Raw genomic sequence first — 23,208 nt, 5'->3', positions numbered from 1 at the left:
CTCCCAAGCCTACTGAAACGCCGTCGACGAATCGCTGCCGGGCCGCGGGCCGCCGTCGTGTCTCACCAACCCCTTGCCGCAGCACCCCGCGCCTATCCGCTCCCTGAACGGGCGGCAACCAGGCCGGCCAGCAACTGGGGACCCTCCTGCAGGACCATCTCACGGAAGAAACGGACAGGATCGGGCTCAGCATCGGGACCGGGTTTCCGCCGCCGCCAGCCCAGCCCGATCTCGCGGTACGCAAGCCCGGATTCCATGGCAAGCTCGACCCAGCCCATGTTGCCCGTTTCCGGACTGACATGGCGCCCCGGAGCGTTGCCCCCGGGCGGCAGGATGCTGACGCCAAGGCCCGCGGCGACCAGGCCCCGGGCTGTGTGGGTGTCCTGGCTTTCGAACGCGATCCGCGGCCGGAATCCTGCTTCGCGGAACAGCGCATCGGTCAGTGACCGCATGCCGTACCCCGGCTCCAGCGCCACGAAGGGGTCCCGGCGGATGTCCTGTACGTTGACGCTCCCCCGGCCTGCCAGGGGATGGCCGTGGTGAACCACCAGGCGGAGGGGTTCACGGTAGAGCGATGCCGAGGCGATGATGCTGCTTGCGGACGGAACCGGGGCTGTCAGCGACAGATCCGCCTGGCCCGAGGCGAGCTCCGCGAGGCAGGTGTCCCTCGCCCCCTGGCGGAGGATGAAGCCGGCCTCCGGGTGGCGGCTGCGGAAGGCGCTAATGAGCAGCGGCAGGGTGGCCTCGCCGAACGTGTGCTGAAAGGACAGTGAGACCTTCCCCCGCACCACGTCCGACTCGTGCCGGACCAGGTCCAGCCCTGCCTGGAATTCGGTCAGGGCCGATTCGATGTACGGCAGCAGCGTCCGGGCGGCCGCCGTGAGGCGGATGCCCCGTCCGTCACGAATCAGCAGTTCGGTTCCGACGACGGCGCTGGCCCGGGACAGTGCCCGGCTCACCGTGGACTGGGGTACTCCAAGGAGCTCGGCCGTTTCCGTGACGTGCTGGGTCCGGCCCAGCTCAGCCAGGATGGGCAGCAGCGGCAGGAGCTTCACCAGCTGTTTGTGGTCGGCGTGCATTCGCACCACCTTTCCAAACGTTCCACTATGGACATGATTCTTGCCTAAAACATGCATTGGAAGCATACATTGCGGAAGCCTACCCTTGGGCTATGCCACAAAATGCCGCAGCCCCGGGAACCGTCACTCCACCGCAGGACGGCTGGGCGGGACATCCTAAAGGCTCTGCCTCCTACAACAAGATCCTGGCCGGTCTGGCCTTCGCGGGCGTGGCCACATTCGCCCAGCTCTACTCCACCCAGGCAGTATTGCCGCTTCTGGCCGCAGACCTGAAGGTGACCGCGGCAGAGGCGGCTTTGACCATATCGCTGGCCACTGTGGGCCTGGCCATCACCGTCATCCCTTGGTCCTTCCTCGCGGACAGGATCGGCCGGGTCAAGGCCATGGCCTGGGGCATCTCCGCTGCCACCGTCCTGGGCCTGCTGGTACCCCTCGCCCCCACCTTCGGCGCCCTGCTTGCCCTGCGGCTGCTCGAAGGAATGGCGCTGGGCGGGATCCCGGCCATCGCCATCGCCTACCTGAACGAGGAAGTGAACAGAGCCCATGCGGCCATGGCGGCAGGAAGCTATGTTGCCGGCACAACGCTGGGCGGACTGGCCGGCCGACTCGTGGCTGGGCCGGCAGGTGAGCTATGGGGGTGGCGCACAGCCGCCCTGGCCGTTTCCTTGCTGGCAACAGTGGCCGCGGTGCTCTTTCTGGTTCTGGTACCGCAGGCCAAGGGATTCACCGCCGCCAAAGCCTCCGGCCTGCGCGGGGCCATGGCGACGCTCGGCGGGCATGTCCGCAATCCCCGGCTGCTGGCGCTCTACATCCAGGCCTTCCTGATGATGGGCGGGTTTGTAGCCGTCTACAACTACCTTGGCTTCCGGCTGTCCGCTGAACCGTTCACGCTGCCGGCAACCCTCATCAGCCTGATCTTCCTGGCCTACCTTTCGGGAACGTTCTCCTCGCGCTGGGCCGGCGGGCTGACGGCCAGGTTTGGCCGCAGGAACGTGCTGCTTGCGGGCATCGTCCTGATGATGGTTGGGCTGGCACTGACGCTGACGCCGGTGCTCGCCCTGATCCTTGCCGGCCTGGTGATCTTCACCGGTGGCTTCTTCGCGGCCCACAGCATCGGTGCAGGCTGGACCGGCAGCATCGCCACCACCGGCCGCGCCCAGGCATCGTCGCTCTACAACCTGGCCTATTACCTGGGCTCGAGCGTCATCGGCTGGGCGGGTGGCCTGGTGTTCCAGTCACTGGGCTGGACTGCGCTTGCCGCGGCAATCATGGCCCTCGCCTGCGTCACGGCGGTGACAGTCGCCGTCGTACATCCCCGCGGGAACGACGAGTCCGCACTGCCCGGCACACAAGACCGGACGATAGCCGCGCGGCCGTAGAACTATCGGCCAACAAATGACGGGTCCGTCTGGCGATTATTCGGAGGGAAGGATACGTTCCGGGGTGATCAGCAGGATTCCGGCGTCTAGGATGAACTGACGGACATTCAAGGAGATTCCATGAGCAGCAACCCAAAAAACATCCGGCCGGCCAGCCACTTTGAGCCGCTGGATGCCATTGATGAACGGCTTCTAGCCGCCTTGGTGGACGATGCACGGATCTCCAACAAGCAGTTGGCAGAACTTGTGGGCATCGCCCCGTCCACCGCGCTCATGCGGACCCGCGCTTTGTCCGAACGTGGCATCGTCCAGGGATTTGAAGCGAAGCTCAGCCTCTCGGCCATCGGCAGGTCCGTCCAGGCACTCGTAGCCGTCCGGTTGCGGGCCCACGACCGGGACCAGATCGACCGCTTCACGGCCCGCGTTCCGCACCTGCCCGCAGTCCTCTCCACGTTCCACACGTCAGGCTCCGTGGACTACCTGCTGCACATCGCCGTCGCCAGCACCGAAGACCTTCGGGACTGGGTCCTCGACAACCTGGCCACCGATCCTGTGGTGGGCCATACCGAGACCACGCTCGTCTTTGAGCACATCCAGGGGAACCACGGTCCGCTGCCGGATTAGGCTCCGAGCTTCAGCGCTTTCCTTAGGGTTACCCCGGAGAGCGCCACTGCGGCGGCGCTGCAGAGCACCACGAAGCCCCCGACCGCCGTCGGCAGCCCGAACACCGCGGTTGCCCACCCCAGCCCAATGACAGGCACTGCGCTGCCCAGGTACGTGATGACATAAACCGTGCTGATGACCTGGGCGTGCTGTGACGATTCCACCTTGGCGGCCACATCATTGAAGACCGTGCGGAAAGCGACCCCCTGGCCCAGGCCAGCCAGGACGCTGGCTGCGGCCAGCAGCAGCGGACTGCTCCACGCGGCTGCTGCCGCGAGGAGCAACACCGAGCCTCCCAGGACCGCCAGCCCGGCGGGCACCACAAACCGGCCCCGCACGGACAGCACCTGGCTCAGCGCCGAGGCGGCCAATGTCATCCCGGCCAGGGCGCCGATCAAGGGACGCGAATCCGTGTGAAGGATCGGAGCGAAATAGGCCGGGGCCAGCGAAAGGCAGAATCCAAAGACCGAGAAGCTGAGGAACCCGACGGCGGCCGCGAGCCAGAACACGCCCCGCGCCTCAGTGGATACCGCGGGCCGGCGGGGAGCCAGGACCATAACGGGTCGCCGGCCAGCCGGCGGCTTGATGGCCGGCCGGGCCTCAAGGAGGTAGAGCGGCACCAGCATTGCCGCCAGGACCAGGGAGTGAACGTAGTACGGGGCGGTGGTGGGCCCCGGCAGCAGCGACAGCAGGCCTCCGATGACCGGACCGGCCGCTACTCCTCCCGCCGTCGCCAGCAGGGTGAAGCGCGTGGCCCACTCCGGCCGGGACGGGAGCAGTTCCCGCAGTGCGGCGGCACTGGCCCCCGTGGCCAGGGCAACGGCCACACCCTGAAGGGCCCGTCCGGCAGAAAGTGCCACCAGGTTTTCAGCCTGCGAGAAGACCCAACTGCCCGCCAGTCCGGCGAGTACAGCCAGGATGAGCGCCGCCCGCCGGCCGATGTGGTCCGACCAGTGGCCGGCCAGCATCAGCGTTGCCACCAGCGCCAGGACATAGCTGGCAAAGGCCGCCGTGACCCCAAGTGCCGAGAGACCGAGGTTTGCCTGGAGCAGCGGATACAGGGGCGTGGCCAGGTTCGCTCCGACCAGCAAGGTGAAGATGACGGCACCGGCCATCACCAGCCGTGCGGTGGTGGATGCATCCCAGCCCTGACGCCCGGCGGTGGCCGGACGCATGCGGAGTTCATTAAAGACTGTCATTGCTGCTGCCTTGGCGTCGACCGGGGGCGGGAGGTCCTTGTGAGAATCCGCCCCGGGTGGAAATTGATACCTAAAGAATGCTTGACTGTTAACTGATTGGTTCCTTGCTAATGAAAAAATTGAGCAAAATACGCAATTCCTGATGTCTCCAGTAACTGAAAGTGACAGTTTGCCTGCCCTTGATCCCACTGATCTGAAGATCCTGCTGGAACTCATCCGCGATCCCCGTGTTCAGATCGGCGAGTTGGCCGATCTGCTGGGGATCGCGCGCAACACCGCGCAGTCGCGCGTGCGACGCCTGCTCCGTGCCGGGGTGCTGCACGACGGCGGCCGTGAGATCGACCTCGAGGCGGTGGGGTACGACGTCGTCGCCTTCGTCACGATCGAAGTGACGCACCGGGAACTGGACGGAGTTGTGGGCGCCCTACGGCTGCTCCCCCAGGTCCTGGAGGTCCATGAGATCTCCGGGCGCGGCGATGTCTGGTGCCGCGTGGTGGCCACGGATACACACAACCTGCAGTCCGCCCTCCGCCAGATCCTCCGTATCAAGGGCGTGATACGGACCGAGACTGTCCTGGCTCTCCACACCCACATTCCGTACCGGACCGAACCGCTGATCAGCCGCCTCGCACAGGCCGTGCCCGGCAGCCCAACACGGCCCAAGCAATCGTCGGGGCGCGGCGGCGGGTCCACCGAAGACAGTTAGGATTCGAGGATGGATTGGCTTTCACATATTTCACAGATCAACTGGCTCGCCGTGCTGCTCGCCTTCATTTCGAGCATGGTTATCGGCTTCGTCTGGTACATGCCGGCCGTGCTGGGCAAGCGGTGGATGGCCGCCGTCGGAAAGACCGAACAGGACCTCAAGAACATCAGCGGCGGCGCGGGAATCTGGGTTCCCATGGTGGTTACGGCCGCCCTGACCGCTGTCCTCCTGGCCGTACTGATCAGCAAGCTGGGCCTGGACAACGCACTGGCGGGCGGCTGGTTCGCCCTGGTGCTCGCGCTGGTGTTCCGTGCCGGCGGCCACGTCATCCATAACGGATTCGCCGGCCGCCCGACAACGGTCACCCTGATCGATTCCGGACACGACCTGCTCGCGATGACGGTGGCGGGCGCGATCATCGGGGCGATGTCCTGACGTGACCATCATCGACAATGCCGTCTACGTGGACGGCGTCCGAAGCGCCGAGCCGGAAAGCCTGGAACAGACTTTCGAGACCCTTGCCCATCACGGGGGCATGGCCTGGATCGGGCTGTACCGGCCCACGGCGGCGGAAATGGCAGCGGTGGCCAGCGAGTTCGGGCTGCACGCCCTGGCGGTGGAGGACGCCATTTCGGCGCACCAGCGGCCCAAGCTTGAACGGTACGAGGACAACCTCTTTACGGTGCTCCGCCCGGCGCGGTACCTCGATGCCACCGAGACCGTGGAGTTCGGTGAGCTGCACATCTTCACCGGCAGGAATTTCGTGGTCACCATCCGCCATGCCGAGATGGCCGGCGTTGCCCGGGTGAGGCGGCGCCTGGAGGGCCGCCCCGACCTGCTCCGGCACGGCCCGGAAGCCGTTCTTTATGCGTTGCTGGACCTAGTGGTGGACGACTATGCACCGGTGGTGGCTGGCCTGGAAAACGACATCGATGAGATCGAGGACCAGCTCTTCAGCGGGGACAACACCGTCTCCCGCCGCATCTATGAACTGGCCCGCGAAGTCATCCAGTTCCAGCGCGCCATCCATCCCCTGCCGGACATGATGCAGCAGCTCAAACGGGGCTTTGCAAAGTACGGCGTGGATTCGGAACTGCAGCACAGCCTGCGGGACGTCGAGGACCACGTGGAGCGGGTCATCTCGCGCGCGGATTCATTCCGCGACCTGTTGCAGAACGCCCTCACGCTGGACGGAACGCTCACTGCCAACCGGCAAAACGAGGCCAGCGCCAAACAGAACGAACAGGTCAAGAAGATCTCGTCCTGGGCGGCGATCTTCTTTGCACCTTCCTTCGTGGCCGGTGTGTACGGCATGAACTTTGACCACATGCCCGAACTTCACTGGGCCCTGGGCTATCCGATGGCCATCGGGCTGATGGCCGGTACCGCAGGCCTGATGTACGCCATTTTCAAAAGGAAGGGCTGGCTGTAGGACGTTCGGCGATGCGGCGCCTCAGCCGGGGCGGCCTCAGGCCACCTGCAGGTCCACACTCCCGTGGCCTGAGTCCGCGGCGCTGAAGACCAGACGCCGGTTGGCGATCTTGTCGGTAAAGAAACGGTCGTGGCTGACCACCACCACTGCCCCCGGGAAATGCAGCAGGGCGCGTTCCATGACCTGCGTGCTGGAGAGGTCCAAGTGGTTGGTGGGCTCATCCAGCAGAAGAACCGAGGCACCCGAAAGCAGGCACTGGGCCATGGCCACACGGGCGCGCTGACCGCCTGAGAGGTTGCCGATCTTTTGCTTGAGGTCAGCCTCGGAGAACTGGAACATGGCCAGGAACCTGTTCACCGACTTCTTCGTCGCGGTCAGGGCCAGGCTGTCTGGCATCGCGTTGACCGCATGGCTGACCGTGTCGTCGTCGTCCAGTTCTTCCAGCACCTGGTTGTAGGAGACCATTCCGGCGCCTTTGGCCCAGGCTACGGTGCCGGAATCGGCCGGCTCTTCGCCGGTGAGTGCCCGGAGCAACGTGGTCTTGCCGCTGCCGTTGGACCCGATGACGGCAATGCGGTTACCGCGCCCGATTTCGAAACTGAGGCCGCTGAACAGCGTCCTTCCGCCGTAGGCCTTGCTCAGGGATTCCACCCGGCACAGGACGTCCTTGACGTATAAACCGCCGTAGATCTCCGTGATGATCTGGTCCACGGGCCGGGGCGCACGGGACTTCTTGATCCTGGCCAGCTGGTTGGCGAGTCCCTTGCCTGCCGCTTTGGCGGCTTCCCGCCGGTCCGAAATGCCTTCGGCTTCGAAGGCGAGCAGCTCGGACTCGTGGACGAACTGGCTCTCCAGGCTCTTGAGCTTGAACTGCTTGGCAACCACGTATTCGGCGAAATTGCCCGGGTATTCGTGGAGGTGGAAGTTCTCGACCTCGATGATCCGGGTGACCACGGAGTCCAGGAATTTCCGGTCGTGCGAGACGATGATCGCAGCGCCCTTGAATGTCCGGAACCAGCCTTCAAGCCATTCGACGCCGGCCACATCAAGGTAGTTGGTGGGTTCATCAAACAGGAGGACGTCCGGGGCTTCCAGCAGGATTTTTGCCAGGGCTGCCCGGTTCCGCCAGCCGCCGGAGAGCTCGTCGATGGCGCACGTGCGGTGGTGGTCGCTGAAGCCGAGCGTGGTGAGTACTTTGTCGATTCCGCGCTGGTAGTCCCAGCCATCCAGCCGGTCCATCGCCTCAAAGAGTGCGGACTGGCGGTGGATCAGTTCATCAAGCCGCGCTGCGTCGGAGGAGTCGGCGGCGATGGCCGCGTCGATGCCGGCCAGCTCGGCCTCGATCTCTTTAACGTGCGCGAACAGGCCGTCCAGGACCTCCGCGATGGTGGCTTCACCATTCAGCTCCGAGAACTGCGAGAAGTAGGCAGCCTTGGTTCCAAGCTCGACGGCCACGGTCCCGGAATCGGGGGCCACCTGGCCCTGGATCAGCTTCAGGATGGTGGACTTGCCCGAACCGTTCTTGCCGATCAGGCCAACCCTGTCACCTGCTTCAAGCTTGAAAAAGGCTTCACGGAGAACCTGGGTTTTGTCAAAGCTGACGTTGACGTCGTTCAGCCGGATCAAACTCATTGATGGTGTCCAATCCAGTACTTAGTAACTTCAGATCCCCGATGGACAAGTTTACGTTAGGCGCGCCCCACCCAAAGCCCATGCAGCAACGGAAGCACCGACCCGATCATCAGCACGTTGCCGAGCACTGTGTCGTCCGCCCGGACCACTGAACCCGCGATCAATAGTGCGCCGAATATCAGCACCGATACTGCTCGCTGTGCCGTGCGGCTAAGCCGTGCCAGCTGCCTTTCGAGGCGCGGGTTGGCCACCTTCAGTGAACCGTCCTCGACTCGGGTGAGTAGCCCATCCAGGCGTTTCGGAAGACGCAAGGCCACCCCCGCGGCATCCAGCGCCTGAGCGGCCACATCCTGAACGATATTGCCGCGCTCGTCTCGCAGCAGCTGCGCTGCATATGGCTCCACCGAATCCCACAGATTGAACTTTGCGTCCAGCGAGCTGCAAACTCCCGAGGTGAGGGACATCGCACGGATGATGAGCAGGAAGTTCTCTGGCAGTTGGAACGGCAGCGAGCGGACGACGTCGCCGAACTCCAGCCCAAATTCACGGAACTCCCGCGGGTCCACCTCGCGAAGCTCGGCAAAACCCATCCCGCCGAACCGGGCGAAGAGGTGCGTCATGGCCTGCTCAAGCCCGGCAGTGTCAGCAGACGGCACCAGCACACCGACGTCGCTGATCGCCGCCACCAAACCCTTCCCGTCACGCGAGGCTGCCGCGATCAGCAGCTTCCGCAGGCCGCTGCGCGTCTTGGGCGGAACCTCGCCCATCATGCCGAAGTCGATGAACGTCAGCTTCCATGGATGCTCTACGGATGAATCTTTCATCGGAGTGACAAAGATATTGCCCGGGTGCGGATCGGCATGGAAGAAGCCATTCGTAAACAACTGGTCGAACATGACCGACGCGAATACCGGGGCAACCTGTGCCGGGTCGATACCCGCCGCAAAAAGCGCCTCCGCGTCCGTGATCTTGATCGCCGTGACATCTTCGAGGGTGAGCACCCGGCGGGTGGTCCGCTCCCAAACGACGCCGGGCACAGTGACCCTCACATCGTCGGCGAAATCAGCGGCAAAGCGTTCTGCGTTCGCCGCCTCGTTCAAATAGTCGATCTCCTCGAGGCTGGTCTTCGCGAACTCCTCGACCAGCGCAGGCACGTTGGCACGGTTGGACACGAAGCGCACATGGCTGAGCCAGCCTCCCACTTTGCGCAGGGCGGCCAGATCGACGTCGACTATCGTGTGGATGCCAGGCCGCTGCACCTTCAACACCACATTTCCGAGCCCGGTGTCTGCGGCATTTCCAGGAAGAAGCTGCGCCCCGTGCGCCTGCCCGAGGGATGCGGCAGCAATGGGCACCTCCTCGACTGAGGTGAACACGGCATTCAGCGGCGCACCCAGTTCTGCCTCGGCAAGGGCACGGATTGCAGGGAACGCAACGGGCGGTACCTCGTCCTGAAGCCCTTCCAGTTCAGCGGTGATTTCCGGAGGGAGCACATCGAGCCTCGACGACAGGAACTGACCCACTTTGATCATTAGACCGCCAAGCTCCATCGCGAGCACATGGAAGCGCTGTGCGAAGCGACGCATCCTTCGTGTTCTGGTGCGTTCAGCAATCCTGACTAGCCCGATTCGAGGTAGGAACAGCTCAAACCACCAGGTCAGCGCAAGATGCCACGCAGCGAAGCCCAAGATGCGACGGTAACGGGCTCGGGTATCCCCAGTGCCGGGTATCGGGTTTTCGCGGTCCCGGCGAACTGAGGTCACTAGGCTCAGCCCTGGGCGAGGATCGAGTACAGCCGGCGGCGAGCCTCCTCGAGCACTGTCACAGCCTCTTGTACCTGCTTCGACGATCCGGTGCGCCCCACTTGGGCCGCGGCCTGGGCAAGCTCCACCCCCGCCTTCGGCAGCGCCGCGAACCCGGGCCCCGACGGCTGACCCAGGGCGTCCCAGGGCGCAGACGTTTCGGTACTCGCGACGTCCTCCCGGCCGGCCTCTGTCAACGAGTAGATTTTGCGGCCGTTGGATTCCTCAGCGCTTACGAACCCTTCATCGGCGAGCAGTTGCAGCGTTGGGTAGACAGATCCGGCACTGGGTATCCAACTGCCGCCGCTGCGTTCCTCGATCTCACGGATGATCTGGTATCCGTGCATGGGACGCTCCGCGAGCAGTGCCAGCACTGCCGACCGCAACTCCCCTCGACCCGCACGGGTGCCGGAGCGCTTCTCGAACCGCGAGCGAAACTCCTCAACGGCCTGCCACATGCCGTCCAGATTGTTGCCCATAAATCCGCCTGCAGGAAATGAATTATGCATCATGCCCTCACTAGTAGATCGCGAACGATACTAAACGATAGCTAACGATATGCCCTGAGGGTAGCTAAGACAATCAACTTGCCGTCATCGAGAAACAACTGGGCGTGGTTCGGCGACGGGCACATCGATGTCATGGACCCTGCGAGCGCAGGTACACAACGTGGCTGGCTGTGTGGGAGACCGCCAGGCGCAGCGACAAGGCCTGCAGGGACTCTCAGCCGCGTGACCAGGGCAGGTGCCGGGCAATGTCCCAGACAGTCCTGGGCCGCTCCGGACGCCGTCCGCAGGCGGCCGGCCATACCCAGATGGTCCGAGTGGAAATGAATCACCACAATGCCCGTCAGATCTGTGAGGCCGAGGCCCGCCTGCCCTAGACCGGCGGCTAGATGGTCCAGACCGGCGTCACTGTCCCAGCCCGGATCGCTCAGGACGGCGTCGCCGTCGCTCAAGAGCAAGTAGCTCAGGGTATAGCGCATAGGGTTGTCGGGGAACGGGATGGGGACGGACCACACGTCACGGCCGAGCTTCTCCACGGGCGGCACCACCTTGTTCAGCCACGCTTCTTTCTGGGCGTGACCGGTGATGGTAATCGACGGCAGGCCCACTGTGTGTGGTTTCCGTGTGCTTGAGTCATCGCAAGGCAAGGGAAAAGCCCTCTAACCCAACGTTTCGGCAGGTCAGAAGGCTTTTGCTGTGGAGCTAAGGAGATTCGAACTCCTGACCTCTTCGATGCGAACGAAGCGCTCTACCAACTGAGCTATAGCCCCGGAACAGTCCGCGTCCTTTGGAAGGAACGGCGGTACCGGTGACCTTAGGCTACAAATTTTCGTCCCGCATTGCGAATTGACACTCCGCACCCGGACTTTCAACCCCAGTGGGCTGCTCTGGCTACCTTAGTGAGGTCTCAGGCGCGGCGGCGCTGCAGGACGTCGTCGAGGTTGCTCAGTGCGCTCTGCGCCTTGGTGAGGGGCTTGGCGGCAGGCGCGGCGGGCGTGGCTGCGGGTACGCCCTGTTTCAGAGATGGCTTTCCGACAGCTTTGGGCGCCTCGGGGAGGTCAAGCGGCTGGGGAGCCGGGCGCTCGGCCTTCGCGGCCTCAACGTACACCGGCTTCGGCACGTCCACCGGTTCCCAGGTGGTGTCGGCCGGCGCCAGAGACGCGGCGGCGCTGGAATCGCCGGCGGCAACGGCAACAGCCAACGCCGCTTCCCGGAGTTCCATCGCTGTCAGCGGCTTGCGCATCGGCTTGGGCTGGTGGGCCTCGGCGTCGAAGAGCCGGCTTTCCGGCCGGGCGGCGGGACGAGCCGCGGTCTCCGCGACAACAGCTCCCTGACGCCGCACGGGGGCACTCCTGGCTGAGCGAAACGCGGCGTCCACCTTCGCTTTGCGGTCCCGAATGGCCAAGGAGCGGAGCAGCGCCACAGCGGCGACGGTGACGGCCAGGCCGGCAACCGGCAGCAGCGCGCTTCCGATTCCGAACGGCAGAAGAACACCAGAAACAAAAGCGGTCAGCAGTGCCAGGACACCGACGACGGCAATCGCTGTCCTGCCATAGCGGATCCGGAACGTGCCGCCCGTCGCCGCACCGCCGGACGTTTCCGTTGCGGGCTCGGGGCTCTTCCTGATCTCCATGGCTGTCTCCTGCTGGGCGGTGATGTTCAGTACTATCCCGGCTCTCGGTTCCGATGATTCAATGGCTGGTAGTTCCACCAGGAGGTCACCCGCGGCCTGGGCCTGGTGCCGGCGGTTCCGCAGAACATAGGGCGCAACCCATACGATCCAGAGCACAACGGCAACCACAAGGATCACTGAGCTGCTAAGGGGGAAGTCCACAATCAAAACCGTATGAGCATTACGGCAGCCGTCCCCGCATTAGCCACGGTGTGTCGCGGGCAAGGTGGCAATTGATTGGATTTATGACCCTGGAGCTGCCCATGGAGGGGACCGGGCGGGGGGTCAGGACCGGGACGCGAGCCACCGCGTGAGCAGCCCTTCCGGGACCTCTTCAGCTGTCATCGCGAAGGTCCGGTGGTCCGCCCACTCGCCGTTGATGTGGAGGAAGCGTGGACGGTAGCCTTCGTCGCGGAATCCCAGTTTCTCAACCACGCGCAGGCTGGGGCCATTCTCGGGCCGGATGTTGATCTCCATCCGGTGCAGGCCGAGGGCCTGGAAGCAATGGTCCGTGGCCATGGCCACGGCTGTGGGCGCGATACCATGACCGGCGCGCGCCTGGTCGACCCAGTACCCTAGCGTGGCCATCATGGCCGAACCCCACACAATCGAGGAAACAGTCAACTGGCCAACGATGACCGGGGCGGCCAACCTGGGTGTGCGCTCAGTGATCAGGAACGGCAGGGCCGTTCCCTGGGCGGCCTGGATTCTCAGGGACCGCACCATCTGCCGGTAGTCAGGCAACGCACCGCCAGGCGCCGGGTTGGATGCCTCCCAAGGCGCCAGCCACTCGCTGTTGCGCCCCCGGACTTGGGTCCATTCCTTCTTGTCCCGGTGCCGGATGGGGCGCAGGACCAGATCACCGCATTCGAGGGTTACGGGCCAGATGGGTCCGGGGCGCACGGCAGCTATTTAGTGAGGCCGGCCGTGAAGCCCGGCAGCCACTCCCGCAGGCCGGGGCCGAGGTCGTCGCTGTCAATGGCGAGCTGGACGCAGGCTTTGAGGTAGCTGAGCTTGTCACCGGTGTCGTAACGGCGGCCGCGGAAGACTACTCCGTAAACTCCGTAGCCCTCGCCCTCGCCGGCTGCCAGTTCCTGCAGGGCGTCCGTCAGCTGGATTTCCCCGCCCCTTCCGGGGCCGGTGCGCTCGAGCACGTCAAAAACTGCCGGGTGGAGGACGTAGCGGCCAATGACGGCAAGGTTGGAGGGTGCCTCCTCCACGCTGGGCTTTTCGACGAGCTTGTTGATCCTGACGTAGGCCTCACCGTCGATCTCTTGCACATCGGCACAACCGTAGGAACTGATCTGGGAGGGTTCCACCTCAATGAGGGCCACCACGGATCCGCCGGTCTTGGACTGGACTTCGATCATGGTGCTCAGAAGTTCGTCCCGGGCATCGATAAGGTCATCGCCCAGGAGGACAGCAAACGGTTCGTTGCCGACGTGCTGCTTTGCACGCAGTACCGCGTGGCCAAGGCCGTTAGGGTCACCCTGGCGAACGTAGTGGATGTCTCCGAGGTTGCTGGCTGCCTGGATGGACTCAAGTTTGGCGAGGTCGCCCTTGGCTTCCAAGGTGTCCTCCAACGAAGGAACCCTGTCGAAGTGGTCTTCCAGGGCACGCTTGTTACGTCCGGTGATCATCAGGATGTCGTTCAGGCCAACATTGACGGCCTCTTCAACCACGTACTGGATGGCCGGCTTATCCACCACCGGGAGCATTTCCTTGGGCATGGCTTTTGTGGCCGGCAGGAACCTGGTACCGAGTCCGGCAGCGGGAATAACGGCCTTGCGTACTGTCTGCTGAGTGGTAGTCACTGGACTAATCTAACGGAGGGGCCGATCATTCAGTAATTATTGGTTGCTCGTCGGTCGGCGCGCCGCAGACGCTGCGCCAGCCACATTAATCGGCACGAAGGAGCAGCATGTCCGAAGGCAGCAGCGTAGCCAAGGCGGAGATCCGCGCACGCCACCGCGCGCGCCGCGCTGCGACGGATCCCACCCAGCGTGACGCGGTCGGTGCCGCACTGGCCGCCCACGGCGCCGCGTGGGCCGAACAGCTGACCGATGGGACACCGTCGACCTTTTGCGCCTACCTAGGCGTAGCACCCGAGCCGCCCACCCTGGCCCTCATCACTGAACTCCACCGGCGCGGCCACGCGGTCCTGCTCCCGGTCTGTGAGCCCGGTCGCCAGCTCAGTTGGACGCACTGGAGCCCCGGCGTCGAGTTTGTCCGCAGCCGCTATGCACCGGTGCTGGAACCGGCCGGACCTCGCCTGGGCCTCGGCATCATGGCGTCCGTTGCCGCACTCTTCATCCCTGCCACGGCCGTGGACAGGGATGGCAACCGCATCGGCCAGGGCGGCGGCTACTACGACGTCCTGCTGGGCTCACTGGCCGGAGACCGCCTTGACATCCCGTTTGCGGCCGTCGTCTTCGATTCCGAAGTGCTCCCGGCCGGCAGCATTCCCGCCGAAGACTTTGACCGGAGGGTTCCGGCTGCCCTGACGCCGTCAGGTTTGATCCGGCTACCGGACCCCGCCTGACGGAGGGCTACTTTCCGGGGGTGATAGAATTGGCACTCAGGCCCTGCGACTGCTAATGGACGGTTTGCGTTCAGCGCAACACACAGGACCTCTCGTTTGCCCCCGAGGAGGATCACCAGTGCCCACTTATGCTTACGCCTGCAAGGATTGCGGCCACGCCTTCGACGTTTTCCAGTCGTTTACCGACAGCACCCTGACGTCATGCCCGGAGTGCGAGGGCGCCTTGCGCAAGAAGTTCAACAGCGTGGGTGTGGTCTTCAAGGGCTCCGGTTTCTACCGGACTGACTCCCGGGATGCCAAGGGAAGCACCGTTTCGGCTGCCCCTGCCGCCCCCGCGGCCGCACCGGCGCCTGCCACGGCCGCTGCCGCCAGCTGACCTCCGGCCTAACAAGACGTACGACGCCGGCGGCTCGGTTGTCCACATAGGCACCTTCGCTTCTGTCGGACTCGGTTGCCGGTACGTAGCGTGGTTCGCATGCCCGCTACCCTCTTTCGTTCCAGCCGCGGATCCGCCCCGCCGGGACGCCAAGTCCGCCGTCCGCTCCGGTCAGCACGCACTCCGGGCGTTCGTGGCCCCAGGCTATTGTCCTGGCTGGGCCGGAACCGGCGCCTTGCGATAGCCCTCCTGCTTTGCCTTGCTGCCGGGATCACGGTCCATCAGCTCACTCCCCCGCCCGCCGATACCGTCTCTGTGTTGGCTGCGGCGCGGGACCTCCCCGCAGGCACGGCCTTGTCGGCCACGGACCTGACGGCAACTAAGATCCCGCCGGGGATGCTGACCGCCGGGGCTATGTCCCGCACCGGTGAAGCCGCGGGAAAGCAACTGGCAGCCCCTTTGCGGAAGGGCCAGCTCGTGACGGACTCCCTGCTGCTGGGCCCCGGCCTCCTGACCGGAACACCTCCAGGCTTCGCAGCCGTGCCCTTGCGGATGGCCGATCCGTCCTCCATCCAGCTGGTATCGCCCGGGCAACTGGTCAACGTGGTACTGACCGGGGCGAACGGCTACGATCAGCAGTCCCCCTCAGAAGTCCTGGCTTCCTCCGTTCCCGTCCTGTGGACGTCAGGACAGGGCGGCAAGACGGGTCAGTGGTTGGGCACCGGCGAAACCGACGGGCTGATCGTCGTGGCGGCAGCCCCGGAGCAGGCTGCCCGGCTGGCCGGGGCGTCCACCCAGGGCAAGCTGTTTTTCGTCCTGGTGGGACCGGACGGCGGGGCCGGGTGAGGCGTTGCAGCCTGGAGGTCAGCCCCAGTGCGGCGGCTTGTTTTCCTTCAGCCAAGCGTCGTGATCGTTGTCGGGGCCATCGCCCCAGCGCTTCGGATCATCCTCCGCAGCCTTGTTGGGCAGGATGCCTGCTGCCTCTGGCAACTGGCGGTCCGGCGCAGCGGCCGTCCCGTTTCCTGCGTCTTCTGCCGGGTCGTTACCGCGTGTATCGGCCTGATCGGCATTCCGTGGCGTCACAACAGCCTCCTCACTGGCCAGGCGTCCGGCCTGGTCTTCGTTCCTGTCGTTTCCTATATTTTCCAGCGCGAGCGGGTCCATGTCTTCGTCAAAAAATCCGCCCGAGGCCGTGCCTCGTCCGGGCGGCAGAACATTCTCCAGGCCCAGGTAACCCGCGATCCGGTCTGCGCAGGCGGACGGGTCCGTGAAGACTTCGATGGTCCATAGCGGCATGTACCGCCAGCCCATCCGTTCCAGCAGCTGGGGGCGGAGCCTGCTCCGCTCACGGACACTCATGGTGCGGTACTGCTCCGTGCCATCCGATTCAATGGCCACCGGCCGCGGAATCTCGGCGTCGTCCTGACCCATGGTGCTGAGTGGGTCTGCTGCAGCCACCACGTCAATCACGCCGTCGTACTGGTGCCAGACGCGGGCGCCGCGGGCACGCAGCCGGTCGCCAAGATCGGCCACCAGCGGATCGGCCCCAAGCGCCTGCTCGCTGGCAGCCGCACGCGAGGCCGGGGTGCCGAGATCGGTCTTCCCGGCAATCTCCCGGTTCAGGAGCTCGTAGAAGTCCACCGCCCCGTGGGACAGCCGCGTGTGATCAAGGTCTTCGGGCTGGAAACACGTCAGGACGTGGAGCGAACGGCGGGCACGGGTCATGGCCAAAGCGAATTTTTCCCGCCCGCCCTCAGCCGACAGAGGTCCGAAGTTGTGCAGCGCCCGGCCATGCGGGGTGCGGCCGAAACCGGGTGAGAAGATGACGTGGTCACGGACCAGGCCCTGCGCACGTTCAAGGTCAACCACCCGGAACGACTCGGATCCTGCGCTGAAAAAGCTGGCCAGTCCCGGGTGGTTCGGGAGCTGAAGCCGAATGGACTCACCGATCCGGGCCGCATGGCGCAAGCTGGCGGTGACCACTGCCAGCGATGTGCGCGGCCGCGTTCGGGCGTGCTCAAAGACCAGCTGGACCACGCGGTTAACCTCGGCCACCACGGATTCGACGCCTTCGTGGTCGGCGCTGGGCAGCCCCGTGCCGTCGGGCAGGTACTCAACCAGGAGCGCCCTGTCCAGCCCTGTGGCCGATTGCCCCTCCGGGAGCCTGCGAAGGCCGCCGTCATAGCAGTTCTTGCTCAGCTGCAGGACCAGGTCCTCGTCAACCGCGCGGTACACAAAATTCAACCGCCAGACAGGCAATACGGCAGACAGCGCCGAATACGCGCTTTCGACGCGTTGGTGAGCAGCTTCACCGGCGGCCAGCCGCTCAACACCCACAGTGAAAGTCCGGGGGCTGGCAATCTTGTCATCACCGAAGGCAATGACCTGCCCGGCCCGGGCGATGGCGGGCAGGACAGCCTGCAGCGACGTCGCTTCGGCGTCCAGGATGACCACGGCGTCGAAGTGCTGTTCGGCCGGCAGGAGCCCGGTCATGAGGTACGGGCTGACCGACCAGACTGGCACCAGCATGGGGACCAGCTCGGCGGCCTGGGCCGTCAGCGCCGCTAGGGTAACCCTGCCGTCCTTTAGCAGGCTCCTGAGCAGCTGCGCCTGGCGCGGGTGTTCCGCAAGCGCGGCCCGCCACCGTTCGGACAGGTCCCAGCGCAGGCGCGCCGCGCCGCTGGCAATATGGGCGTTATCCGCAAGCCGGTATTCGGCTTCAAGCTGCCGGAGCGCGTCCCCGTCAGACATGGCCAGGTAGTCGTCGCCGCTGATCATCGCTTCCAGCGCGGACTGCCACCATGCCAGTTCAAGCTCGGCTGCGACGGACCCTGCGGGAACCTCACGGTCCGCAAGATCGGCGAGGAGCTCCCCGAGGCCGTGCTCGCGCATGTTCTCCACGAGTAGCGTGCGCTCGGGAAGCGTTTTGAGCGTGTGGGTGTCGGCCACGAGCCGCTCCAGCCGTTCCATGAGTTCCTCATAGCGGGCAGTTGCCAGCGAGCCACCGGCCTGGGTGTGCCGGAGGGCCTCCCCCAGCTGGGTCAGCTCCCGGTCCAGCGACCGGTACATCACATTCATTTCGGCAAGGCCCGAGGGAACCGCCGGATGGCGCTGGGAGGTGGCGTACCCGGACCAGAGGGCACGCTGCTCCTGCACCAGCACCAGCGAGCTGTGGAGATCGGTGATGTGGACGCCCGGGCGGACGTACTCTTTCGCGACCCGGCGCAGGCGGGAACGCTGCATGGAGGCCATGTCGACGTTCCGCTCCCGGCGCCAGGCGGAGGACGCCGTAGCGGAGATGAGATCGTTGACCGGCCTGTCGAAGATGTCCGGCGTGAACTTGTCGAGGCTTTCGCGGACAGCCATGAGGAGTTCGAGCTGCTCCCCCCACTCCGAGAAGGACGTGCCTAGCCGGATTTCGGCATGTTCGGCCACGCTGTTCATCCGATCGCGCAGGACAGGGAGGTTCTTCGCCACGGACCGGGCGAGCTCCTGGGCCTCTTCGGTCTCCTTGCGGGTGAGCAGCCGGGCGCCGTGCCACGGGCTTGCGGTGGACGCGCGGCTGAAGCTGCCAAGCTCGGCGGCGCGGCGGAGCCTGCCGGCGAGCTCGTTGCGGTCGCGGATGCTGTCCAGCACACTGCGCTTGAGCCGCACGGTGGTGGCGGGAGCCGGGTGGATTGACGTCAGCTCGGCCAGTGACTGCATGGCCTGATACGGCGAGCAGCCCCAGCGCTGGCGCACGTTATGCAGTGACGCCACGTGGTCCATCAGCGCGTGCCGGTGCTCGGTGAGGGTCCGGTGGAGGTTTCCCAGCTGCGGTTCGAGTGATTTTTCGTTCCGCACGATGGCCCGCACCAGCTGGGCCTTGAGCTGCTGTGGTGTGGCTGTGCCGGACAGCTGGAACAGGATGGATTCAAGTCCAAGCGATTCCAGTTGTGCCGACACTTCGTTCAGGCTGGCCCGGCGGTCACCCACCACCAGGACTGACTTGCCTGCATCCACAAGGGCACCGATGGTGTTGATGGCCGTCTGGGTCTGTCCCGTGCCCGGCGGGCTGCTGACCACCAGGGAGTCTCCTGCGCGCGCGGCGTCAATGACGTACTGCTGGTCCGGATCGGCGTCGAGGAGGAGGAGTTCGTCGTCCGGGTGGCGCGTGTCCACACTCGGGAAGCGGGAGGGGTCCGGCGCAGGCACGTCAATGACCTCACCACCGGCGGCCTTGGCAAGGGCGGCGACCAGTGGGTTGCCCTCATTGATCCAGGGATCGTCCAGGTTGCCGGAGAGGTCCGCAAAAGTGGACACCAGCAGATTGTGCTGGGCTTCGGCGCCGTGGATGGGCCGGATGAGGGTTGCGAGCTTGTCCAGGACAGGCTGGGGATCGAAGCGTGCGGTGCTGTACGCAAGGCGTGTCACGGCGTTAACGTCAAAAACGATGCCGTGGATGGTCTTCAGGTGCCGGACCAGGGCCGGGTTGATGTTGGCCTGCTCGGTGAGCTGCAGTTCGTAGTCGTCCTCACCTGGGCGCACCGTGAGCGAAATCGCGGTGAGCATCACCGGCGCGGAAACCCGTTGGGGTTTGCCGCCGACGGCGGAGGTCCATACAACGGTGCCTGCGGATAGGTAACCGGCATCAATCCCACGGTCATTTCCGAGTTCGAAGATTTTGGAGCGGATGTTCCGTGATGCCCGCGCCGCGACGACATACTGCTGGTGGTCGCGGATGAGTGTGGACAGCCGTGTGCGGCGGCCGGCCATTAGCTGGGCAAGACCGGACGGGTGCGCATGGGTCAGGTCAATGGAACCTTCGGGGGTCTTGGTGAAACGCAGCATGGTGTCTGCCCCGGTGACGGGTTTAAGCCCGGACAGCCATTTTTCGAGCTCCTCAGAACCCTCCGGGTGGCCTTGACCAACTGACACTACTGCCTTCTTTTCTGCGTTTGCACGTGACGCCCTGGACCATACCGGCATACTTTCGAGCGTAGCCGCAAAGAAGCCGGGATGAGAGACCGCAACACTGCAACAGGCCAAATTGCGGCGGATTTCAACGGATGATAGCAATGGCCAGCCTCCGCTGACGGAGGCCGGCCACTCACGCTGCTATTCCCACTCGATGGTTCCCGGCGGCTTGCTGGTCACGTCCAGCACCACCCGGTTGACGCCTTCCACCTCATTGGTGATCCGGTTCGAAATCCGGGCCAGGAGATCGTACGGCAGGCGGGACCAGTCCGCCGTCATGGCGTCCTCGGATGAAACGGGACGGAGCACAATCGGGTGGCCGTAGGTGCGGCCGTCACCCATAACGCCCACACTGCGGACGTCAGCCAGGAGGACCACAGGCATCTGCCACACCTCGTTGTCCAGCCCGGCCGCCGTCAGCTCCGCACGCGCGATGGCGTCCGCTTTGCGGAGCAGGTCCAGGCGCTCCTGGGTGATGTCGCCGACAATGCGGATTCCCAGGCCGGGGCCGGGGAACGGCTGGCGTCCGACGATTTCCTGCGGCAGGCCCAGCTGGGCGCCCACGGCGCGGACCTCGTCCTTGAACAGTGCGCGGAGCGGTTCCACGAGTTCGAACTGCAGGTCCTCGGGAAGGCCGCCGACGTTGTGGTGGCTCTTGATGTTCGCGGCACCTTCGCCGCCGCCGGATTCGACGACGTCCGGGTACAGGGTGCCCTGGACCAGGAACTTGATCTTCTCGCCGTGGGCCGCGGCCTCGGCGATGATGGCCAGCTCGGCTTCTTCGAACGCGCGGATGAACTCGCGGCCGATGATCTTGCGTTTGGTTTCCGGATCGCTGACGCCGGCCAGGGCCGACAGGAAGCGCTCCTGCTCGTTGGCTACATACAGCTTGACGCCGGTGGCAGCAACGAAGTCGCGTTCCACCTGCTCGGCTTCGCCTTCACGCAGCAGGCCGTGGTCAACGAACACACAGGTCAGTTGGTCGCCGACGGCCCGCTGGACGAGCGCCGCCGCAACGGCGGAGTCCACGCCGCCGGAGAGACCGCAGATAACCCGGGCATCGCCGATCTGCTTGCGGATCCGGTCCACCTGCTCCTCGAGGATGTTCCCCGTGGTCCAGTTGGGTTCCAGCTTTGCGCCCTTGAACAGGAAGTTTTCCAGCACCTGCTGGCCATAGGCCGAGTGCTTGACTTCCGGGTGCCACTGCACGCCATAGAGGGCCTTCTCTTCGTTGGCGAAGGCAGCCACTTCAGCGCCGGCCGTCGTCGCCAGCACTTCGAAGCCTTCTGGGGCCTCGTGCACGGAGTCGCCGTGGCTCATCCAGGTGTTCTGGTGCTGCGGCATCCCTTCGAGAACCGAGCGGCCCTCGCCGAGGATGGTGGTTTCGGTGGAGCCGTACTCGCGCAGGCCGGTCTTGTCGACCTTCCCGCCCAGCGCGTTGGCCATGGCCTGAAAGCCGTAGCAGATGCCGAAGACCGGAATTCCGGCCTCAAACAGGTCGGCGCCGACGGCGGGTGCCCCGTCCGCGTAAACGCTGGAGGGGCCACCGGAAAGGATGATGGCGGCGGGGTCCTTGGCCAGGAGCTGCTCGGTGGTGAAGGTATGCGGAACCACTTCCGAATACACATTCGCTTCCCGGACGCGGCGGGCAATCAGCTGCGCGTACTGGGCACCGTAGTCAACAACCAGCACCGGCTTCTGGGAAGTCTGGGATGCAGTGGGAGTAGTCACCGCACTAGCCTACTTTGCGTCGTCACCCTGCCGCACCTTGGCGTGCCCCGCTGTGACGGAGCAGACTCTCCCCGTCCCGGCGGCACTCCCGTTTACGCCGCCTCAGTACCGCTGTGCGGCCTGCGGGTTCGCGGCCAGTTCGGCTTCCACCTCGGCGTGGAACTTCTTCTCCACGATAAAGGACAGGAAAGGCACCACGCCGCCCAGTGCCAGGAGGATCAGCTTCATAAAAGGCCACCGCATCAGCGACCACAAGCGGAAGTTGGAGATCAGGTACACCACATACATCCAGCCGTGGACGATCAGCACCGCGACGGAGATGTTCGCGCCGCCCTCCACGCCCTTGGGCTCGGCATCGGCGAAACCCAGGCCGAACGGCTGGCCCGTGACGGCGTTGGTGCCACCGGCAAACAGGTACTGGCCAAAGGCGTACCGTGCGATGAGTTCGGCGCAGAGCAGCAGCAGCATGGCGCCGGTGAGGTACGCCAGCACTTTGTAGAACTTCAGGGCGGAACGGATCTGACGCTCGGTACCGCCGAAGCGGCGCTTCTTGCCCTTGCCCTGCGCAGGACCCTGCTGGACGGCCGGTTTCGGTTCTATCATGGCGTTACCTTTTGTTGGGGCTGTTCAGAAGTTGCTGCGGTGGGCGGAGCATCATGGTGAGGATCGTCCTCGAGCTCCTCTTCGAGGTCCCGCCGGTAGTCATCCTTGACCAGGCGCCACCAGATAAACAGGGCGAAGCCGGCGAACACTACCCATTCGAGCGAGTAAAAGAGATTGAGCCAGTTGACCTGCTGGGCGGGCGGCTGGGGACCAATCTCCAAGGGTTTCAGGGCGCCGTCAACGGCGGCCGCGGACAGGTCGGACCCGGCCGCCAGTTCCGAAGTCGCGGCCACGAACCCCGGGTACATGCTGATGTCCCAGGAGTTGATGAGTTCTGCCACCGACACGGCGGAGGCACGTCCGGCGTCCGGTGCGGTGGACGGCAGCGGCGATTCTGACGGCAGTAGCCGTCCGGTCAGGTTCACAATGCCCGACGGCGGTGCGCCGGCGTCGTCGGGATCTACCACCCAGCCGCGGGCTACTGGAATCCAGGTCTCGGGGGAAGCAGCCACGCCGGTGACCGCGGGCGCTCCGGTCACGGCGAAGGCGGAAACCACCCAGTAACCGCTCTCGCCATTCTTCAGGCGGCCCGGCACCAGGACCTGTTTGGCGGGATCGTAGGTTCCGTCGGCGGAGACCATCTGGTCTGAAACTGAACCGGGGAAAAAGACCCCGGGCTCTAGCGTCTCCGTCAGCACCCTGACGTCCTCGGTGGCGGGATTCACCGCGACTTCGGGCTGCGTGGAGCGCCCGAACTGCCACTGGCTGAGCAGGACAAACACCCCGGAGACTACGATCGCAAGGACAAGGCCTGCGATCCATCGGGGCTTAAGGGCTGTTTTCCACACGTGTTAACCGTACTTCGTTCCTCTGTAGAACAACTAAACGACCAGGGTTCGGCCCCTAGAGTGGGGCAGCCGGGTCCCTACG

21 protein-coding genes and 1 tRNA gene are annotated in these 23,208 nt (G+C 65.0%); 8 read left to right on the top strand and 14 right to left on the bottom strand.

Annotated features, from left to right (window positions below; all coding sequences use genetic code 11):
- Positions 1-92 precede the first annotated feature (92 nt).
- Positions 93-1,079, bottom strand: a complete 987-nt coding sequence (locus ACZY1F_RS11150; protein WP_463941745.1) for a LysR substrate-binding domain-containing protein — start codon at positions 1,077-1,079, stop codon at positions 93-95.
- A gap of 92 nt (positions 1,080-1,171) precedes the next feature.
- Between ACZY1F_RS11150 and ACZY1F_RS11145 the strand changes: the two genes are divergently transcribed.
- Both ACZY1F_RS11145 and ACZY1F_RS11140 read left to right on the top strand, forming a co-directional pair.
- Positions 1,172-2,458 (top strand): MFS transporter, encoded by a 1,287-nt coding sequence (locus ACZY1F_RS11145; protein ID WP_463941744.1) that lies wholly within the window; start codon positions 1,172-1,174, stop codon positions 2,456-2,458.
- 120 nt (positions 2,459-2,578) lie between these two features.
- Positions 2,579-3,082, top strand: a complete 504-nt coding sequence (locus tag ACZY1F_RS11140) for an Lrp/AsnC family transcriptional regulator (RefSeq protein ID WP_111908434.1) — start codon at positions 2,579-2,581, stop codon at positions 3,080-3,082.
- Here ACZY1F_RS11140 and ACZY1F_RS11135 read toward each other — a convergent pair.
- On the bottom strand, positions 3,079-4,320 hold the full coding sequence (locus tag ACZY1F_RS11135) for an MFS transporter (RefSeq protein ID WP_463941743.1): 1,242 nt from the start codon (positions 4,318-4,320) through the stop codon (positions 3,079-3,081). The two genes, ACZY1F_RS11140 and ACZY1F_RS11135, sit on opposite strands and share 4 nt — an antisense overlap.
- 142 nt (positions 4,321-4,462) lie before the next feature.
- On the opposite strand from ACZY1F_RS11135, the gene ACZY1F_RS11130 reads away from it, so the two are divergent.
- Genes ACZY1F_RS11130 through corA form a run of 3 tightly spaced genes read left to right on the top strand, consistent with a single transcriptional unit; the run spans position 4,463 to position 6,458 of the window.
- The gene (locus tag ACZY1F_RS11130; RefSeq protein ID WP_463941742.1) at positions 4,463-5,026 is read left to right on the top strand and encodes an Lrp/AsnC family transcriptional regulator; all 564 of its coding nucleotides are present in this window, start codon (positions 4,463-4,465) and stop codon (positions 5,024-5,026) included.
- 9 nt (positions 5,027-5,035) lie between these two features.
- Complete coding sequence (locus tag ACZY1F_RS11125) at positions 5,036-5,461, top strand: DUF1761 domain-containing protein (protein WP_463941741.1); 426 nt, start codon at positions 5,036-5,038, stop codon at positions 5,459-5,461.
- A 1-nt stretch (position 5,462) separates the two neighbouring features.
- Entirely contained in the window at positions 5,463-6,458 is a 996-nt protein-coding gene (corA, locus tag ACZY1F_RS11120; RefSeq protein ID WP_463941740.1) for a magnesium/cobalt transporter CorA, read from the top strand.
- Positions 6,459-6,494: 36 nt separating this feature from the next.
- On the opposite strand, the gene ACZY1F_RS11115 is transcribed toward corA, so the two are convergent.
- From ACZY1F_RS11115 to galU, 8 genes are all read right to left on the bottom strand, one after another.
- Positions 6,495-8,090 carry an ABC-F family ATP-binding cassette domain-containing protein gene (locus ACZY1F_RS11115; RefSeq protein WP_463941739.1) on the bottom strand — a complete coding sequence of 532 codons (1,596 nt, stop codon included), beginning with the start codon at positions 8,088-8,090 and terminating at the stop codon, positions 6,495-6,497.
- A 56-nt stretch (positions 8,091-8,146) separates the two neighbouring features.
- Positions 8,147-9,853, bottom strand: coding sequence for an ABC1 kinase family protein (locus ACZY1F_RS11110; protein ID WP_463941738.1), 1,707 nt, complete (start codon positions 9,851-9,853; stop codon positions 8,147-8,149).
- Between the two features lie 5 nt (positions 9,854-9,858).
- Positions 9,859-10,401, bottom strand: coding sequence for a PadR family transcriptional regulator (locus tag ACZY1F_RS11105; RefSeq protein WP_463941901.1), 543 nt, complete (start codon positions 10,399-10,401; stop codon positions 9,859-9,861).
- Between the two features lie 41 nt (positions 10,402-10,442).
- Complete coding sequence (locus ACZY1F_RS11100; protein ID WP_463941737.1) at positions 10,443-11,006, bottom strand: MBL fold metallo-hydrolase; 564 nt, start codon at positions 11,004-11,006, stop codon at positions 10,443-10,445.
- An 89-nt stretch (positions 11,007-11,095) separates the two neighbouring features.
- Positions 11,096-11,168 (bottom strand) — tRNA-Ala (locus ACZY1F_RS11095).
- A gap of 137 nt (positions 11,169-11,305) precedes the next feature.
- Positions 11,306-12,208: a hypothetical protein gene (locus ACZY1F_RS11090; RefSeq protein WP_463941900.1), complete on the bottom strand. Its 903-nt coding sequence runs from the start codon at positions 12,206-12,208 to the stop codon at positions 11,306-11,308.
- Positions 12,209-12,355: 147 nt separating this feature from the next.
- Positions 12,356-12,973 carry a GNAT family N-acetyltransferase gene (locus ACZY1F_RS11085; protein ID WP_463941736.1) on the bottom strand — a complete coding sequence of 206 codons (618 nt, stop codon included), beginning with the start codon at positions 12,971-12,973 and terminating at the stop codon, positions 12,356-12,358.
- A gap of 5 nt (positions 12,974-12,978) precedes the next feature.
- Positions 12,979-13,884 carry a UTP--glucose-1-phosphate uridylyltransferase GalU gene (gene galU / locus ACZY1F_RS11080; protein WP_463941735.1) on the bottom strand — a complete coding sequence of 302 codons (906 nt, stop codon included), beginning with the start codon at positions 13,882-13,884 and terminating at the stop codon, positions 12,979-12,981.
- Positions 13,885-13,991: 107 nt separating this feature from the next.
- Here galU and ACZY1F_RS11075 point away from each other — a divergent pair, with 107 nt between their 5' ends.
- The 3 genes from ACZY1F_RS11075 (at position 13,992) to cpaB (ending at position 15,834) form a co-directional block, all read left to right on the top strand.
- Positions 13,992-14,612 carry a 5-formyltetrahydrofolate cyclo-ligase gene (locus ACZY1F_RS11075; protein ID WP_463941734.1) on the top strand — a complete coding sequence of 207 codons (621 nt, stop codon included), beginning with the start codon at positions 13,992-13,994 and terminating at the stop codon, positions 14,610-14,612.
- A 118-nt stretch (positions 14,613-14,730) separates the two neighbouring features.
- Complete coding sequence (locus tag ACZY1F_RS11070; protein ID WP_463941733.1) at positions 14,731-14,988, top strand: FmdB family zinc ribbon protein; 258 nt, start codon at positions 14,731-14,733, stop codon at positions 14,986-14,988.
- Between the two features lie 99 nt (positions 14,989-15,087).
- The gene (gene cpaB, locus ACZY1F_RS11065) at positions 15,088-15,834 is read left to right on the top strand and encodes a Flp pilus assembly protein CpaB (RefSeq protein ID WP_463941732.1); all 747 of its coding nucleotides are present in this window, start codon (positions 15,088-15,090) and stop codon (positions 15,832-15,834) included.
- A gap of 18 nt (positions 15,835-15,852) precedes the next feature.
- Here the strand turns inward: cpaB and ACZY1F_RS11060 are convergent, their stop codons facing one another.
- From ACZY1F_RS11060 to ACZY1F_RS11045, 4 genes are all read right to left on the bottom strand, one after another.
- Positions 15,853-19,956, bottom strand: a complete 4,104-nt coding sequence (locus ACZY1F_RS11060; RefSeq protein WP_463941731.1) for an AAA family ATPase — start codon at positions 19,954-19,956, stop codon at positions 15,853-15,855.
- 129 nt (positions 19,957-20,085) lie between these two features.
- Positions 20,086-21,675, bottom strand: a complete 1,590-nt coding sequence (guaA, locus tag ACZY1F_RS11055; RefSeq protein ID WP_185261161.1) for a glutamine-hydrolyzing GMP synthase — start codon at positions 21,673-21,675, stop codon at positions 20,086-20,088.
- A 102-nt stretch (positions 21,676-21,777) separates the two neighbouring features.
- Positions 21,778-22,278: a DUF3817 domain-containing protein gene (locus ACZY1F_RS11050; RefSeq protein ID WP_463915302.1), complete on the bottom strand. Its 501-nt coding sequence runs from the start codon at positions 22,276-22,278 to the stop codon at positions 21,778-21,780.
- Positions 22,275-23,126, bottom strand: coding sequence for an SURF1 family protein (locus tag ACZY1F_RS11045; protein WP_463941730.1), 852 nt, complete (start codon positions 23,124-23,126; stop codon positions 22,275-22,277). Before ACZY1F_RS11045 ends, ACZY1F_RS11050 begins: the two co-directional genes overlap by 4 nt.
- Positions 23,127-23,208: the final 82 nt, after the last annotated feature.

The sequence above is a fragment of the Pseudarthrobacter xylosi genome (assembly GCF_055412765.1).
This window is presented reverse-complemented; position numbering and strand designations above follow the sequence as displayed.

Bases quoted from the DNA above. Each gene is read 5' to 3' on its own strand.
- ACZY1F_RS11105 (WP_463941901.1), bottom strand. From the start codon at position 10,401: ATGCATAATTCATTTCCTGCAGGCGGATTTATGGGCAACAATCTGGAC.
- ACZY1F_RS11145 (WP_463941744.1), top strand. From the start codon at position 1,172: ATGCCACAAAATGCCGCAGCCCCGGGAACCGTCACTCCACCGCAGGAC.
- ACZY1F_RS11050 (WP_463915302.1), bottom strand. From the start codon at position 22,278: ATGATAGAACCGAAACCGGCCGTCCAGCAGGGTCCTGCGCAGGGCAAG.
- ACZY1F_RS11115 (WP_463941739.1), bottom strand. From the start codon at position 8,090: ATGAGTTTGATCCGGCTGAACGACGTCAACGTCAGCTTTGACAAAACC.
- ACZY1F_RS11130 (WP_463941742.1), top strand. From the start codon at position 4,463: ATGTCTCCAGTAACTGAAAGTGACAGTTTGCCTGCCCTTGATCCCACT.
- cpaB (WP_463941732.1), top strand. From the start codon at position 15,088: ATGCCCGCTACCCTCTTTCGTTCCAGCCGCGGATCCGCCCCGCCGGGA.
- ACZY1F_RS11060 (WP_463941731.1), bottom strand. From the start codon at position 19,956: ATGCCGGTATGGTCCAGGGCGTCACGTGCAAACGCAGAAAAGAAGGCA.
- ACZY1F_RS11075 (WP_463941734.1), top strand. From the start codon at position 13,992: ATGTCCGAAGGCAGCAGCGTAGCCAAGGCGGAGATCCGCGCACGCCAC.
- ACZY1F_RS11125 (WP_463941741.1), top strand. From the start codon at position 5,036: ATGGATTGGCTTTCACATATTTCACAGATCAACTGGCTCGCCGTGCTG.
- ACZY1F_RS11135 (WP_463941743.1), bottom strand. From the start codon at position 4,320: ATGACAGTCTTTAATGAACTCCGCATGCGTCCGGCCACCGCCGGGCGT.
- ACZY1F_RS11140 (WP_111908434.1), top strand. From the start codon at position 2,579: ATGAGCAGCAACCCAAAAAACATCCGGCCGGCCAGCCACTTTGAGCCG.
- ACZY1F_RS11150 (WP_463941745.1), bottom strand. From the start codon at position 1,079: ATGCACGCCGACCACAAACAGCTGGTGAAGCTCCTGCCGCTGCTGCCC.